Below are 15,302 nucleotides of genomic sequence, written 5' to 3' on the forward strand. Positions count from 1 at the left end.
GGTTAACAGCTTAATCCATCAAATTACATTAAAATTATTTATACTTTATCAATAATTTGATGATAGATTGAAAGTATTGGATGATGTTTAAAGTGGGTTGTACACAATGACAGGAACAGTTAAGGATTCAAAAAACGCAGCAACGGCGAAGACAAAAAAGCAAGCAATATCAACTTCACTGAAATCCCCTGCAAAGAAAAGTACGACAGAGACTAGCACAACCACAGCAGTAACCAAAAAGGTTGCTGTCAAAAAAACCACGGCAGCAAAGCCTAAAAAGTCCGCACCTGCAAAAGCGACAGCCGCTAAAACTAAAAAAGCTACGTCTCAGGGGGCGCCTAAAATGCCCACAAAAAAACCAAGTTCCAAAAAGTCCACAAAAACAGCCTCAAGCCCAGTTTTCCCCTGGCTAAAATCTTACCCTCAAAATATTCAATGGGATATCGATATCCCCGAGAAACCATTATGGGCCCTTATGGATGAGGCAGCAGCCGCAGCACCCGATAAAAATTGCATTGACTTTCTTGGTAAAAAATATACCTATGGCCAAATCAGTAATCTTGTTAATCGCGTAGCCGAGGGACTACAAAAAATTGGTGTCAAGCAGGGGACTAAAGTTGGTATTTTTATGCCGAATGCTCCCCACTTTGTTATCGCTTATTTTGCTATTCTCAAGGCCGGCGGCGTTGTGGTTAATTATAACCCTTTATACGCTGACCATGAAATTACACATCAAATTAATGATTCAGAAACTGAAATCATAATCACTTTGGATCTGCAAGCCTTATGCACAAAGTTGATACCACTGCTTGGATCAACCACACTCAAGAAAATGGTTGTTTGTTCTGTTGCTGAAAGCTTACCTTTTCCCAAGAATATCCTTTTCAAGCTTTTTAAGCGTAGCGAAATTGCAAAGCTTCCAATCAATCCAGCCATTCTTAACTTTAATGATCTCATCAATAATGCCGGTCAACCAAAAGCTATTAAAATTGATCCAAAGAAAGATGTTGCCTTACTGCAGTATACAGGAGGGACGACGGGTATTCCTAAAGGTGCTATGTTAAGCCATTACAATGTGTATGCCAATGCAATTCAAGCGCATCTTTGGTTCGTAGGAATGGAATATGGTAAGGATAAGATTTTAGCCGGCTTGCCTCTATTTCATGTATACGCTATGACAGCAGTTATGACTCTGGCTATCTTGACAGCCTCCGAAATTGTGATGATGTTTCCTCGCTTTAATCCATTTGAAGCGATGAAGTTAATTGAAAAGCACAAAATAACTTTCTTCCCAGGCGTTCCAACTATGTACAGTATGATCGCCTATCACCCTAAGGTAAAAAATATTGATCTTAACTCTCTTAAAGCTTGTTTGTCCGGCGGGGCTCCTCTGCCGATCAAGATTAAAGAAGACTTTGAAAGTTTGACAGGTTGTAAACTCGTTGAAGCTTACGGCCTAAGTGAGACTTCACCCGCTGCTATAGCCAATCCTGCTTATGGGGTTAATAAAGCAGGATCTATCGGCATTCCCTTTCCTCGCACAGAAGTGAAAATCGTTTCCCTTGACGATTCTTCCCACTCAGCAGAGCGCCATATTAACGGTCAAATAGCAATCAAGGGTCCTCAAGTTATGCTGGGTTATTGGAATCGACCTTCCGATACAAAAAAGGTTTTTGCTAGCGATTTCTTCCTAACGGGTGACGTGGGATATATGGACGAAGATGGATACACTTTCCTCGTCGACCGAATCAAAGATTTAATCATCTGTAGCGGCTTTAATGTTTATCCACGCATGGTTGAAGATGTTATTTATCGCCATCCAGCGGTGGCAGAAGTTATCGTCATTGGTGTCCCTGATGAAAAGCGCGGCGAAACTGTAAAAGCATTTGTAAAATTAAAAGAAAACATGATCTTAACCGAGGAAAAATTTTTAGAATTTTTAAGAGATAAGCTTTCCCCTATTGAAATGCCTAAATATATCGAATTTAGGGATGAACTTCCTAAAACCATGATCGGTAAGCTTTCTAAAAAAGAACTAAAGGCTGAAGAGAATTCAAAAAAGAGGATATAATTTTCTTGCTGTCTTCAAGAATATTTCCCCGCCCTTGGCGGGGAGCGTTACCCTAGAAGGAGAAATTTTTCATAGCGGGCCGGGTTCGACAAAAGGATGAAGATAATATCATCACACCGTCAAAACTCAATTTATAAAAAATTCGACTTCTTACTGAAACTAAGATTGAAATATCCCTAAGAATTACCTACCACATTCTTCCGACTGAAGCGCCTTTTTCATATCGCTGGCAAAGCGTCGCATCATCTCAAAGTAAAGATTAGGTCCTGCTTCCAGGCCAAACCCTAATCCATCTAACTGAGCATAAATGACATTGGTATCGTCTGCAATGGTGCGAATAGTCTTTGTATCAAACTGTGGCTCAGAAAAGATGGCTTTAGCGCCATGAGAAACCTCGCGTCGCACATCCTGCAGATCTGCGGCGGTTGGCTCAACCTCTGGATTAACGCGAACGGCACCCACGCACTCAGTTCCATAAGCCATATCAAAATACTGTGTAAAATCATGATAAGTCAGGTACTTAGAACCCTTTACTGTTTTCATTTCCTGTGTAATATCAGCGTGCAGCTCATCAATTTTCTTTATAATTTTTTTAGAATTTGCCAAATAATGCGGCGCGTTCCGCTGATCAAGTTGCGATAATTGCGCGGCAATCCCTTTAACAATAACTTTTGCATTAGGAGCAGCAAGCCATAAATGGCCGTCTTTTCCTGATATTTCATGATGATGATCTCCATCGTGGTGGTGGTGTCCCAAATGACATTGCCACAAATCAGCAGCACAACCGTCTACAGGATGACGAAATGATCTTGCCGGCAGCAAATGTATTCCTTGTAAATCTGATACCGTTATTAGTTGCACAGATTTTCTGACAGCATCAATAGATTTTTGTATTGCTGTCTCATAAATAGGACCGACCCAAATAATAACTTGGGCAGCATTCAACTTTATCGCTTCGGTTGGCTTCAATTGATGGGTATGAGCAGAAGAATTAGCCTCAATCAAAAGTTCAGGGGTTCCGACACCTTCCATAACAGCTGCCACCAGCGAATGAATTGGCTTAATGGTTACCAAAACCTTGGGAGGGCTCGACAAATTAGAAATAGATTGGGAGGAAGTCTTAGCCATTGCACTGGTCAAACATATTAAAAATAAAACTAAAAGACGCATGTTGATCTCGTTTATGTTATTGTCGTCACAACTATAAAATTAACAGTAATGCCTTAAAAGAAATTTAATGAAACTAATTTGTTGGCATGGTTGGGGCTATGATAACACATTTTTTGCGCCCTTAATGAAGATTCTCACAGATGTTGACATTATCTGCGTTAATGAAGGATATTTTGGTGCACCCTATATCCCCCCGGTGGCAAATGACGTTGCAATTGGTATTGGACATTCCCAAGGATTCTCTCGCCTTATCCAAACATTCCCTAACCTCCAGGGATATGTGAGTCTCAATGGGTTTACGCAATTTATGCGGAGCCAAAATTTTCCCAATGGCACACCAAAAGCAATGTTGGGCGCTATGATTCAGCAATACCAGCGTCATCCCGATGTCGTTTTACAAACATTTTATGAGCGCACAGGTCACCCCCATTTAGGAGCCCCCCTCCATCGTAATGATGAATTATTGCGGCAAAATCTCACAGCCTTGCGGTCCTTAAGCATAAAATTGCCAGAAGCACCCATTTTGGCTATTGCCGGGACTGATGATTTAATCACCCCCGTCACGCTCCAACAAGACTGTTTTTCAAAGCTGCATCTCATTGAGAACGCCAACCATAGCTTGCTTCCAACTCATGCAACTGTATGTGCCACCTTAATTCGCAGTTTCATTGAAAGTATTGCCTCATGAAAACCCTGATTCGTCACAATTTTTCCCGCGCTGCCTCCACCTATAATGAATTTGGCAGAACCCAACACGAGATTGCGACTGATTTTGCCCGCAACTTATCCCAGCTGAAGCCCCCCTCATCAATCTTAGAAATTGGCTGCGGCACAGGTTTTTTAAGCAATTATTTAAGCGACTATGCTTGTCCGCTAATTTTAAGCGATTTAGCCGCTGACATGGTTGCAAAACTTAATATGTCCGCCGGACTACCTGTGGTATTTGATGGGGAACATTTTCCCTTTAAAGCATCCTTTGATTGGATTGTTAGTTCTTTAGCTTTTCAATGGTTTCAGCATCCAGAAAAAACTCTTCCGATGCTCAAGGAACAGTGTAAAACTTTGGCCTTTACGACATTGGGGAATAATAACTTTCACGAGTGGAAAAAATTTTGTACCTTAAATAACATTGAAGATCGCACCCGACCTATGTTATCGGCTGCGGATCTAAAAACAATATTGGGGCCGGATATCCATATTGAAGAAACTTATTATCCTGAATATCACCCTGATTGGCTGTCTTTTTGGAATGGTATTTATAAAATTGGGGCCCATACCAGCTTGCAGCCTAAGATAACTCGGATTTCAAAATCTCTATTGCAGCAGGAACCCGTCATCTGTAGTTACCATGTTCTAACAGTTATAACTCAATAGCATTAACTCAACAGAAGGCTGTTTATTGTCACTTATAAGCAATCTACTATAAAATGAGCACAGAATTCTAACGGTTGGTCTGCGGGTACTTCTCAATAAAAATGTAAAAATTGACGGTTATACAATAAAGAGAATCATAAAAAAACCCTGCAAACGCAGGGTTTTTTGAAAGCACATTTGCAGATACTATTAGTTAACAACAGTAACAGCAACGCGGTTTTGGGCGTGTGCTTCTTCTGTTGTTGCATCAGCAACAAATGGACGGTCTTTACCGTAAGAAACTTCTTTCAAACGCTTCTTCTCAACACCGTGCTTAGTTAAGCTGACGTGTGCTGCATGCGCACGACGCTTACCTAGAGCCAAGTTGTATTCACGTGTTCCACGAGCGTCAGCATGACCTTCAACAACGGCAGTTGTATTTGGATAGGTTTTGAACCAAGCTGCTTGAGCTTCGAGAACGCGATCAGATTCAGCAGAAACATTGTGCTTGTTGAATGCGAAGAAAACGCGGTCTTTTACATTGGCTTTGAAATCTTCAGCAGAACCTGGAACAGGAGCTGAACCTGCTTCCATGCTGGCTTCTGGTGAGCATTCACAACCTGCAAGAAGAACACCTAGTGCAATCGCAGAAAGTAACTTGTTACGCATAACTATTTGCCTCTAAATTTAGGTTAATTACTAGTTTATTAAACCACATACAGATTAACAAACTCCTAAAGTGATTAAAATATTTTCACCAAAAGTTACAGCCGATTTTTAAGACCTGTAGAGTTTATGCAACATTCACACCGCTTCCATTCCTTATCTCATTGAAAATACAAGCGTCATTCTTAACCTATTTCCACAAAATCTCTGTTTTCTTCACCCACCAACCTCGATTATTCTCTTTTAATTTCTTTGAAAGCGCCTCTGCCCGGCGCCGATCTTTATAAACAGCAAAGCAAGACGCCCCAGATCCACTTAAGCGAAAATAACTAAAAGAACGATCCAACATAAACACCATAAATAGTTTTGCTAAATCGGGCACCAGCTTTAACGCTGCTGCTTGTAAAATATTGCGCGTATGCCTGAGAAAATCTTGGGTCAAAATTTCTGGGGGCTGTATCGGGGGATCAAAGCGCCCTTCTAAATTTGCAAAGACTTCCGCTGTCGATAAGGGCACGCCAGGATTTACCAAAACAAACTGTCGTGCTAGGTCCCTCACTTTTAAGGGCTGACAACTTCCTTCACGGCCACTTCCCTCTACCCAAAATATTTTTCCTAAACCGAGATGAAAGGCTAAACTTACGGGTACATCAGCACCAAGTCCCCCAGTTTCTTTGATAAAGTCCCAACACATGGCCGCCGTTGCTTGGGGATAATCGTGTCGAAACAAATAAGCGAGGACAGCCGCTGCATCACTGGTTCCACCCCCGAGACCCGCTGCCACAGGAATATTTTTTGTGACTTCTATCCTATAAGAACGAGGAGCCAATTTAAAGTGATCAAAATACCAGTCCAATGCTTGACTTATGGAATCTTTGCCTGGCTCAATAAAGTTAGCAAATTCTCCGCTAAAGGCTATGGTTGTTGTCATAGCGGGACCGATAATAATATCGTCACCAAATTGAGTAAACGCAAAGACGGACTGTAAATAGTGATAACCATCCTCGCCTTTGCCCGTCACATGGAGCATTAAATTGACTTTAGCATGAGCTGTTAGTTTCATTGTTACTTCCTAAACAACCTTACATCGCCCCATAATTTGGTCCACTGCCCCCTTCGGGGGTTGTCCATTGAATATTTTGCAATGGATCTTTAATATCACATGTTTTGCAATGAATACAGTTGGCAGCGTTAATTTGCAAATACGGTTCAGCACCTGCTTTAACAATCTCATAAACCCCAGCTGGACAATAACGTTGTTCCGGCGCATCATAAATTTTATAGTTATGCTTGATCGCAATCTCGGTTTTACGCAACTTTAAGTGGATTGGCTGGTTTTCATCATGACTGGTATTGCATAAATAAACCGAACTTAAACGATCAAATGAAATTTTCCCATCAGGCTTTGGATACTCAATTTTCTGAGCTTGCACTGCTGGTATTAAGCTCTCATTATCTCTATGATTCGCCAATGTCCACGGCGACTTGCCACGGCTCATATAGGTTTCAAAGGCTGCATTAATCAACCCTGGAATCAAGCCCCATTTAAAGCCAGGCCGAATATTACGCACAGCTTTCAATTCCTTAGCAATCCAGCTTTGATCCAATAAATCATTATAAGTATTTTGTCCTGACTTTAAAAATTCGATAATTCCTTCGGCAGCTAACATCCCTGACTTCATCGCTGTATGGCTGCCCTTAATCTTCGGAACATTCATAAAGCCGGCACTGCATCCAATTAAGGCCCCGCCGGGGAAAGTTAATTTAGGAACCGCTTGCCATCCCCCCTCATTCAAAGCCCGCGCACCGTAGGCAATCCGCTTGCCCCCTTCAAAAATATCACGGATTTTCGGATGGGTTTTAAAGCGTTGAAATTCTTCAAAGGGAGATAAATACGGATTCTGATAATCTAATCCAATCACATAGCCTACAAAAACTTGGTTATCCTCAGCATGGTAGATAAAAGCACCGCCATAAGTTTTATGATCCATCGGCCAACCGATGGCATGATCAATACGGCCCAACTGATGCTTTGCCGGATCAACTTGCCAAACTTCCTTAAAGCCAATCCCATAGGTTTGAGGATTTTCAGAATCCCGCAATCCATAATCCTTAATCACTAACTCAGATAAGGATCCCCGACATCCTTCGGCTAACAGAACTTGTTTAGCAAAAATTTCCATGCCTGGCTGATATTGAGAGGTAGGATTACCGTCTTTATCAAGGCCCATCTCCCCCGTTTTAACACCAATAACGGCGCCTGATTCATCTTTAACAAGAGCAGCCGCTGAAAATCCTGGATAAATTTCAACCCCAAGCTTTATTGCTTGGTCAGCCAACCAACGACATAAGGCCCCCAAGGATATTACGTAATTGCCCTCCTTATGCATTTGAGGAGGTGTCGGCAAGCGATATTTGTTTTTTTCAGTCAAAAAGAAAAAACGGTCTTCTTTTGCTGCAACTGATAACGGTGCTCCTAACTCTTTCCAATTGGGGAATAACTCATCGAGCGCCCGCGGTTCAAAAACATTTCCCGACAGAATATGAGCGCCAATTTCTGAGCCCTTTTCCAACAAACACACAGATACAATCGGATCTAATTGTTTTAGCCGAATTGCAGCCGCCAGACCAGCTGCCCCCCCACCCACAACAATAACATCATAAGACATTGATTCAGATGACATGGCGTTCTCACTCCCTCGAAACAAACTTAATTTCAGAGTACGCCATCAAGCCGGTCAAATAAATCAAAAATTACGGATTAAGAAAACCTATAAAAAGGTTAAAGACTTAATCCTAGAATACATGCTAATATGGCTTCATGGAAAAGCGAAGCAAGAACCCGGTCACTGGGAACATTAGTGATGTTTTAGAATGGTATACTGATATTGGGATGACCGTTGCCATTGGTAACGCGCCGGTCAACCATAAACAAGTACGCCCCTCTATCCATGCGGTAACAAATCCGATGCTGCCAGCAAAAACGGGGACTGACCCTTTGCCTAAAGTAGTGGCATCCTCTAAACAGGTTGTGAATTCAAAAGCCATTGCTGCTGCTTGCAAAACAGTTGATGAACTCCGTCAGGCTATAATAAATTTTGATGGCTGTGACCTAAAAATGACAGCTACCCACACTGTTTTTTCTGATGGCAATCCAGAAGCCAAAATTATGATCATTGGTGAAGCCCCGGGCGCAGATGAGGATCGGCAAGGACGTCCTTTTGTCGGATTATCTGGCCAATTGTTGGATAGAGTCCTGGCAAGCATACACCTCAGCCGCACACAAAATATTTACATTAGCAATATTATTTCTTGGCGCCCGCCAGGCAATCGCACCCCCACCCCCCATGAAATTGCCCTATGCCAACCGTTTATTGAGCGGCATATTGAATTGATCGCCCCCAAAATTTTAATTCTTGTCGGTGGTGTTTCAGCAAAAACGCTCCTTAATACGAACGAAGGAATTATGAAATTACGCGGCAAATGGCATGAGTTTAAGACTGACACCATGCAGAACCCTATTAAAACCATGGCAACCTACCATCCCGCTTTTTTGCTGCGCTCACCTGGACAAAAAGCCGCTGTTTGGAAAGATTTGTTGTTAGTCCAAGAGGAAATGCAAAAAATTGGGCTTGCGTAAAAGCTACCTTTCTCCCAAGGGAAAAACCGTAAGTTTAAGATTACAAATTCACCTTTTTCCTACACTTCCCCCTTCTTACAACTTATCAATAGCTTTAGAAGATCAGTAAAGGGGGCCTAATTGTTGCGAATATTAAGGGTTTTTACAATTTCATCGATAACGGTTTGATTATCCCTAATCACTTTGTCTGCTGCTCTTTTCAGGGCACTGAGATTATCGGAATCAGCCTTATCGAGATAAGTGTGATCCGATTCTAAAACTGGCTGTAAGCGGAAATAATGATGCTGTTGCTTATTATGATTAAAGACATAGTGCATTTCGTAATTGGTAATATCATCGACCGCATGCATCAATGTTGAAATTATTTTGGGAGCCCAACCCATTATGCCCGCATATTCGACATCTTCTCTGGCGATATTTTTTGTAACAGCTCCATAGTTTGTCCCTGTTCCTATAGAAACAATGAAAAAGTCCACATCCATTCCAAAAATCTCCATGGCATAGACCGCTGCTGCCAGAGAAGGATTATTGGCCCCCATTCCTCCATCTATTAAGGTAAGTCTACGGTTGCCTGTCCCATCGATTAAAGAAGCAGGACTAAAGTAAGTTGGAGCCGCGGATGTAGCCCGCGCTAAATCCCGTAACAAACAATCTTGGGCAGGCTCTTTTTTTGCCCGAGATGATTTAAAAAAGAATGTTTTATCGAGTTCAATTTCATAGGCAGGCACAATGACATTAGTTACAACCTCTTTTAAACAAGCATTGCCGAGATAAGATGCTAAGCAATTTTCTAAGGCGTGAGAGGAATATTTTGCACCCCACCATCCATCGCCCGATTTTATTAACTGCCATAACGATTGAGAAAATACTTCCTGCCCCAGTTCCTCATAGATCTGAGCAATTTCATGGGCTGTGTATTTAGGTCTTCTTTCTTTATTGGGAACAGTCAACATTAAGGCAATAAGTCCCCCTGTTGACGTCCCCGCTATAATGTCAAAGCAATCTGCAATGCGGCGGCCTGATAAAAGGCGCGATTCAATATGCTTCAAAACCAACGCTGGAATCATACCTCTAATTCCCCCGCCATCGATTGAAAGAATTCTGACAACCTTTCTAGGCGGTGTGGACGGATTAGCTAAGGCTGGGGGGGAATAAATAAATTGGCAAATTAATGCCAAACTAATGAGTTTCATCTTGCTAGAAATTGAAAGGATATTAATCATTCATTACTACTTAATTACATATTTAAAGCAGAGAGATTGGTAAACCTCTTAACCTGGCTTAAAGGTAGCTTTGGGATGGAAGAAACAGCTATGAGAAAATTAATTACTGTTTCCCTTTGATAATCGACTAACTTAATCGAGATACCCTTTATCTCACTCCTCGGCAGTCAACTGAAAACAATGTTCTTAATTTGTAAAAGCGGTCGCAGGGCGCATCTTTTCTAAGCTCCAATCGATCCACTTGGTTAGAATAGAGAGATCCGCCGTCTCTATGGTTGGTCCGCACCATATTCGAAAAGACGATGGTGCTAGAAAATGATTCTTAATATCATAAGCAACCCCTAAATCAGCGAGTTGCGTCGTGATTTGGGTAATAAGGTCCCCTGGGTTTTCTCCACCACAATAGGCTGCTGTTAAGTTAAAACAAATTGACGCCTTTGACCGTGACTCTGGAACGATGGCTAAATGTTCTAAATCCGGATGATTCGTCACCCATTTATCGATGACGTCAAAATTACACTTAACCCTTTGCCATAAGGCCTTTTTCCCACCAATAGAAACTGCCCAGTCTAAGCCTTGAATTGCATCTTCCACACATAACATGGACGGCGTGTTAATGGTTTTTGCTTCAAATATGCTTTGAATAATCTCACCGGCTTTTGTTAATCGGAAGAGGCGTGGAATTGGCCAGCTGGGCTGAAATTGAGTGAGATGTTGCATTGCCCGAGGGCTTACGATAATCATTCCATGAGCAGCTTCCCCGCCAAATCCTTTTTGCCATGAAAAACAGGTGATATCTAATTTATGCCAATCGTTAATCGGAATAACAAAGGCGGAAGAGGTGGCATCACAAATGGTCAACCCTTGACGATCATCGGGTATCCAATCTAAATGAGGCACCATGACCCCGCCGCTAGTTCCATTAAAAGTAAAAACGCAGTCGTGACTACCCGCGTATTGAGTTAAATCAGGTAGCCTGCCAAAATTTTCCACAAATGTTTGAACAGTTGGAAGAGACAGCTGTTCGATAGCATCCGTCACCCACAGCTTACCAAAAACGTCCCAAGCAAAAATATCAACCGGCCGACTCCCTAAAAAATTCCACAGAGCTGTTTCTACCGCCCCCGTTCCAGACCCCGGCACAATCGCTATCGTATAATCTTGCGGCACTGCCAGAATTTCTCGCGTCAAATCTAAAAGCCGTTGAATTTGAGCGATACCCTCAGGAGCCCGATGAGAGCGACCGATTAAGGCTGACTGCAAATCGCTTGCTTTCCAACCGGGATGTTTTTTGCAGGGACCAGAGCCAAAATAAGGAGAGCTAGGAATTTTTGAGGGTTTGTAGGGCATGATATCGTTCCTCCGCAGCCTTTAATATATTGGCCATTAAGTTAATGATCGTCATGGGTCCGACTCCACCCGGAACTGGCGTAATAAAAGCAGCCTTCTTTTCGACTGCAGCAAAATCGACATCGCCAATCAATCGGTCATTTAATTTAACAATCCCCACATCAATGACGATGGCCCCCTCTTTAACATGGTCAGCAGTAATAAGATGGGCGCGCCCCGTGGCTGAAACAATGATATCAGAGCGCTGCGTCACTAAGGCCAAATTGCGCGTTTTGGAATTTGCAATCGTCACCGTAGCCCCTTGCTGCATCAGCAGTAGCGCCAGCGGGCGACCCACCAAAACTGAAGTCCCAATGATGGTAACATTGACGCCTGTAAGGTCTTCACAGCAGCTTTTGATTAACTGAAGACAGCCAGTGGGTGTACAGGGAACAAGTGTTGGTTTTCCCTGGAATAAATACCCCTGATTGAGGGGATGCAAACCGTCCACATCCTTGGCTGGATCAATGTGTTGAAGAGCCTCATATCGATCTAAGTGATCAGGTAAAGGAAGTTGTAATAGAATACCATCGACAGTCTCGTCATCATTAAGACCCTCAATCACAGCAATCAGATCAGCACTCGTTACCGATGACGCCAAGCGGTGGATGATAGAGTGAATTCCCAACGCCTTACACATGGTCGCCTTCCGCCCCACATAAATTTGGCTTGCCGGATCCTCCCCCACCAAAATCACAGCAAGAGTGGGCGCCCGTCCCAAACAAAGTGTTAAGTCATGGGCTTTTGCCATAAGAGAAGGCTTTTGCTGTGCCGCTAGCGCTTTTCCATCCAGAATAACAGCCATGCCTGACTCCTGCTTAACCTTTAGGTGTCAAGAAGACGACGCCAGAAACCACGACGACGCTTTTTACCATCGGCAGATACAGCTTCAGCTTCCGGTGAAGTCGGAGTCGTCGTATGCTCCCTAATTTTATCCGTTGTCACAGCCTTTGTAGCTTCGCCTTTTGCTTCTGTATCACCACCTTCAGCAACTGACCGTGCCATAGGGCGACGGTTACGGCGACGCCGATTACGATTGGGGCGCTCAGAAGACTTAGTTGTTTCCGATGGTTCCATAGTAACTTCAGCAGTTTCTTTAATCTCAGCTGCGACACTTGCCCCTTCTAAAGCGACTGCTTCAGTCGTCGACTCAGGTTTACGACCACGACGACGGCGGCGACGGGTGCGAGATGACTTTGGCTCCCCGGAATCTTCTGCTGACATGAGGGCCTCTTGAGATTCTGCCCCTTCCTCCTCCACAAAGGTCCCCTCTTGGTCCTCTCGACGAGTCGTGCTGGCATTACGACGTCGTTGGAATGGATGACGGCGATTCCGTCCCCGCTCTTGACGCGGGGTCGTTTGCTCCGTGCTCTCTTCCTCGGAGGCCGAGAGTTGAATCTCTTCAACATCTTCTTCAATAACACGGTCTTCTATCAGCTGTTTTTGGACCTTAGCTTTTGCCACAAGCGTATTAATATTGAAATCAGGGGCAATTAAATTAGCATCCCGCTGAATCATGATAGACATCTGATAACGCTGTTCTATCGCTAAAACATTGCTACGTTTTTGGTTGAGCAAATAAAGATCGATATCCGCTGGCACTGTAACCATAATCGCCGAGCTTTTACCAGCAAGGCCAACAGCTTCAATCCCACGTAAGACAAATAACACCATCGATTCAATTGATCGAATCATCCCCGTGCCGTGGCAATGCGGACAGGGTTTCATGTTTGTTTCAATAATACTGGGGCGGAGGCGTTGACGCGACAATTCCATTAAACCGAATTGACTAATGCGGCCTAACTGAATACGAGCCCGATCATTTTTAACAGCATCACGCAAGCGTTTTTCAACTTGCTGAATATGCTTTTGATCCGCCATATCAATGAAATCAATAACAACAAGACCGCCCAGATCGCGCAACTTAATTTGACGCGCCACCTCATCAGCAGCTTCCAAATTCGTCTTCAGGGCAGTTTCATCAATATGACGTTCACGCGTTGCCTTACCAGAGTTTACGTCAATAGCCACCAGCGCCTCAGTTGGGTTGATAACAATCGACCCGCCAGACGGTAGAGAAGCCACCGGGGACATAATGGCATCAACATGAATATCAACACCATGCTTTTGAAAGAGCGAAATCTCACCTTTATGCTGCTTAACCCTTTTGACATGGCTGGGTGTCAGGGTTTTCATCATGGCCCGCGCTGCTTTATAGCCTTCGTCGCCATCCACCCAAATTTCATCAATATCTTTACCATAATTATCGCGAATAGAACGCTTAATAATATCACCCTCAGCATAAATCAATGCCGGCGCCATGGATGACAGAGTTTTTTCACGAATGTCACTCCACAACCGAATGAGATATTCAAAGTCCCGACGAATTTCCAACTTATTGCGATCCTGACCAGCCGTACGAACGATGAGGCTCATCCCATCGGGAATAGGCAAATCATTCAAAATATCTCGTAATCGCTTACGCGTTGTAACATCCGTTATTTTGCGCGATATCCCCCCACTCCGATGACCTGCATTCGGCATCAAAACACAATAACGGCCGGGCATCGACAAATATGTCGTCAGCGCTGCCCCTTTGTTGCCGCGTTCTTCTTTAACCACTTGGATCAACATAATTTGGCGGCGCTTAATAACTTCCTGAATTTTGTAATGATAGGGCTTGGGACGACGTGCAACGATACTTTCTTCATCATCGCTGCTATCATCCACCACCAATTCCGTGGTTGGGGCTGCATCCGTAACTTCGGGCAGAGTTTCAGTTAAACTAACAGTTTCATCCTCCAAACTGTCTGGAGACTTTTCAGCACTTTCAACAAGGGGGCGGTCGCCGACAGGAATGCGATAATAATCGGGGTGAATTTCAGCAAAAGGAAGGAAGCCATGGCGATTCTGTCCGTACTCGACGAATGCAGCCTGCAAAGAGGGCTCAATACGGATAACCTTGGCAAGATAAATATTTCCTTTAAATTGTTGCTTTGTTGAGGTCTCGACTTCGTAATCTTCTAGGCGGTTCCCATCAATAACGGCAACACGCGACTCTTCGGCGTGAGTCGCGTCAATAAGCATTTTTTTAGCCATGTGGCATTCATCTCCATAACAGGCCGCCACGGCAACCACTTCCACGGTTTTGCTTGATATTTCGGATAGTGTAAATCAAAAGACTGTGTAAATAGGGGTTGCCTAGCGGCGAATTGACATAATTTATATATAAGGGTAAAAGCAAAAACCAACACAATGGGGTTTCTGCACAGTAAATTGGACGGCGCTATAAATGAGAGAGAGATATAATTCAAACTGTTTATCCTCATTCTGTCGATTTTACGCTCCATCAAAAATTCTCTTCCCTTTAAATGTAGCGCTTTTCCCGCAACAACGCCAAGAAAAAAATAAAAAGCCTCATTTTTTTGTTAGGAAGCCCTTACTTTTTCCATGAAAAAAGATAAAAATTTTTTTGCGACTATACAAACTAATAATTTAATATTTTATTTTATGGGTATGCAGTTGACTGGCATATTCCCTAGATTTAGTATTCAGCCATTCCGGCCAATGACACCTTTGCCGCCACCCTTTCAGGCGGGATATATCTTTATATCAAGCTAATGAAGCAGCTCCAACAGATGAGTATTTAAAAATATTCTGACGCATCTGTTGTCTTTGGCTGCTCAGAAACTTGATGCCCTTGCGATTACACGGCGGTACCTCGGCCAATGGGGGCGCGCTGGCTGAGATATGGACTATCGACGATCGAAGGGTTTGAAACCTCGGTGCA

12 protein-coding genes are annotated in these 15,302 nt (G+C 43.3%); 4 read left to right on the forward strand and 8 right to left on the reverse strand.

Annotated elements, in window-relative coordinates:
• Window positions 1–106 precede the first annotated feature (106 nt).
• Window positions 107–2,071, forward strand: coding sequence for a long-chain-fatty-acid--CoA ligase (locus ID47_RS08400; protein WP_232223225.1), 1,965 nt, complete (start codon window positions 107–109; stop codon window positions 2,069–2,071).
• Between the two features lie 183 nt (window positions 2,072–2,254).
• On the opposite strand, the gene ID47_RS08405 is transcribed toward ID47_RS08400, so the two are convergent.
• On the reverse strand, window positions 2,255–3,241 hold the full coding sequence (locus ID47_RS08405; RefSeq protein ID WP_038465553.1) for a zinc ABC transporter substrate-binding protein: 987 nt from the start codon (window positions 3,239–3,241) through the stop codon (window positions 2,255–2,257).
• A 67-nt stretch (window positions 3,242–3,308) separates the two neighbouring features.
• Here ID47_RS08405 and ID47_RS12005 point away from each other — a divergent pair, with 67 nt between their 5' ends.
• Both ID47_RS12005 and ID47_RS08415 read left to right on the forward strand, forming a co-directional pair.
• Window positions 3,309–3,929, forward strand: coding sequence for an alpha/beta fold hydrolase (locus ID47_RS12005; protein WP_051908777.1), 621 nt, complete (start codon window positions 3,309–3,311; stop codon window positions 3,927–3,929).
• A complete protein-coding gene (locus ID47_RS08415) occupies window positions 3,926–4,615 on the forward strand; it encodes a methyltransferase domain-containing protein (RefSeq protein WP_038465555.1) in 690 nt (229 codons plus the stop codon). Before ID47_RS12005 ends, ID47_RS08415 begins: the two co-directional genes overlap by 4 nt.
• A 189-nt stretch (window positions 4,616–4,804) precedes the next feature.
• Here ID47_RS08415 and ID47_RS08420 read toward each other — a convergent pair whose 3' ends face one another.
• The 3 genes from ID47_RS08420 to ID47_RS08430 form a co-directional block, all read right to left on the reverse strand.
• Window positions 4,805–5,263, reverse strand: coding sequence for an OmpA family protein (locus ID47_RS08420; RefSeq protein ID WP_038465557.1), 459 nt, complete (start codon window positions 5,261–5,263; stop codon window positions 4,805–4,807).
• Between the two features lie 187 nt (window positions 5,264–5,450).
• Complete coding sequence (locus ID47_RS08425) at window positions 5,451–6,323, reverse strand: 4-(cytidine 5'-diphospho)-2-C-methyl-D-erythritol kinase (protein ID WP_038465559.1); 873 nt, start codon at window positions 6,321–6,323, stop codon at window positions 5,451–5,453.
• Window positions 6,324–6,342: 19 nt separating this feature from the next.
• Window positions 6,343–7,944, reverse strand: a complete 1,602-nt coding sequence (locus ID47_RS08430) for an electron transfer flavoprotein-ubiquinone oxidoreductase (protein WP_038465561.1) — start codon at window positions 7,942–7,944, stop codon at window positions 6,343–6,345.
• Between the two features lie 137 nt (window positions 7,945–8,081).
• Between ID47_RS08430 and ID47_RS08435 the strand changes: the two genes are divergently transcribed.
• Window positions 8,082–8,900, forward strand: coding sequence for a uracil-DNA glycosylase (locus tag ID47_RS08435; RefSeq protein WP_038465563.1), 819 nt, complete (start codon window positions 8,082–8,084; stop codon window positions 8,898–8,900).
• A 116-nt stretch (window positions 8,901–9,016) separates the two neighbouring features.
• Here the strand turns inward: ID47_RS08435 and ID47_RS08440 are convergent, their stop codons facing one another.
• The 4 genes from ID47_RS08440 to ID47_RS08455 all read right to left on the reverse strand — a co-directional run bounded on the left by ID47_RS08440 (window position 9,017) and on the right by ID47_RS08455 (window position 14,656).
• Window positions 9,017–10,123 carry a patatin-like phospholipase family protein gene (locus ID47_RS08440; protein WP_051908778.1) on the reverse strand — a complete coding sequence of 369 codons (1,107 nt, stop codon included), beginning with the start codon at window positions 10,121–10,123 and terminating at the stop codon, window positions 9,017–9,019.
• A gap of 186 nt (window positions 10,124–10,309) precedes the next feature.
• The gene (locus ID47_RS08445; RefSeq protein WP_038465565.1) at window positions 10,310–11,473 is read right to left on the reverse strand and encodes a phosphoserine transaminase; all 1,164 of its coding nucleotides are present in this window, start codon (window positions 11,471–11,473) and stop codon (window positions 10,310–10,312) included.
• Complete coding sequence (locus tag ID47_RS08450; RefSeq protein WP_038465568.1) at window positions 11,445–12,317, reverse strand: bifunctional 5,10-methylenetetrahydrofolate dehydrogenase/5,10-methenyltetrahydrofolate cyclohydrolase; 873 nt, start codon at window positions 12,315–12,317, stop codon at window positions 11,445–11,447. Before ID47_RS08450 ends, ID47_RS08445 begins: the two co-directional genes overlap by 29 nt.
• A gap of 20 nt (window positions 12,318–12,337) precedes the next feature.
• Window positions 12,338–14,656, reverse strand: a complete 2,319-nt coding sequence (locus ID47_RS08455) for an Rne/Rng family ribonuclease (RefSeq protein ID WP_198022275.1) — start codon at window positions 14,654–14,656, stop codon at window positions 12,338–12,340.
• Window positions 14,657–15,302: the final 646 nt, after the last annotated feature.

The organism is Candidatus Paracaedibacter acanthamoebae, assembly GCF_000742835.1.
GTDB classification, from domain to species: domain Bacteria; phylum Pseudomonadota; class Alphaproteobacteria; order Paracaedibacterales; family Paracaedibacteraceae; genus Paracaedibacter; species Paracaedibacter acanthamoebae.

What these genes read in the sequence shown, in the direction of transcription:
- ID47_RS08400 (WP_232223225.1), top strand. Translation starts at nt 107, where the DNA reads ATGACAGGAACAGTTAAGGATTCAAAAAACGCAGCAACGGCGAAGACA.
- ID47_RS08405 (WP_038465553.1), bottom strand. Translation starts at nt 3,241, where the DNA reads ATGCGTCTTTTAGTTTTATTTTTAATATGTTTGACCAGTGCAATGGCT.
- ID47_RS12005 (WP_051908777.1), top strand. Translation starts at nt 3,309, where the DNA reads ATGAAACTAATTTGTTGGCATGGTTGGGGCTATGATAACACATTTTTT.
- ID47_RS08415 (WP_038465555.1), top strand. Translation starts at nt 3,926, where the DNA reads ATGAAAACCCTGATTCGTCACAATTTTTCCCGCGCTGCCTCCACCTAT.
- ID47_RS08420 (WP_038465557.1), bottom strand. Translation starts at nt 5,263, where the DNA reads ATGCGTAACAAGTTACTTTCTGCGATTGCACTAGGTGTTCTTCTTGCA.
- ID47_RS08425 (WP_038465559.1), bottom strand. Translation starts at nt 6,323, where the DNA reads ATGAAACTAACAGCTCATGCTAAAGTCAATTTAATGCTCCATGTGACG.
- ID47_RS08430 (WP_038465561.1), bottom strand. Translation starts at nt 7,944, where the DNA reads ATGTCATCTGAATCAATGTCTTATGATGTTATTGTTGTGGGTGGGGGG.
- ID47_RS08435 (WP_038465563.1), top strand. Translation starts at nt 8,082, where the DNA reads ATGGAAAAGCGAAGCAAGAACCCGGTCACTGGGAACATTAGTGATGTT.
- ID47_RS08440 (WP_051908778.1), bottom strand. Translation starts at nt 10,123, where the DNA reads ATGATTAATATCCTTTCAATTTCTAGCAAGATGAAACTCATTAGTTTG.
- ID47_RS08445 (WP_038465565.1), bottom strand. Translation starts at nt 11,473, where the DNA reads ATGCCCTACAAACCCTCAAAAATTCCTAGCTCTCCTTATTTTGGCTCT.
- ID47_RS08450 (WP_038465568.1), bottom strand. Translation starts at nt 12,317, where the DNA reads ATGGCTGTTATTCTGGATGGAAAAGCGCTAGCGGCACAGCAAAAGCCT.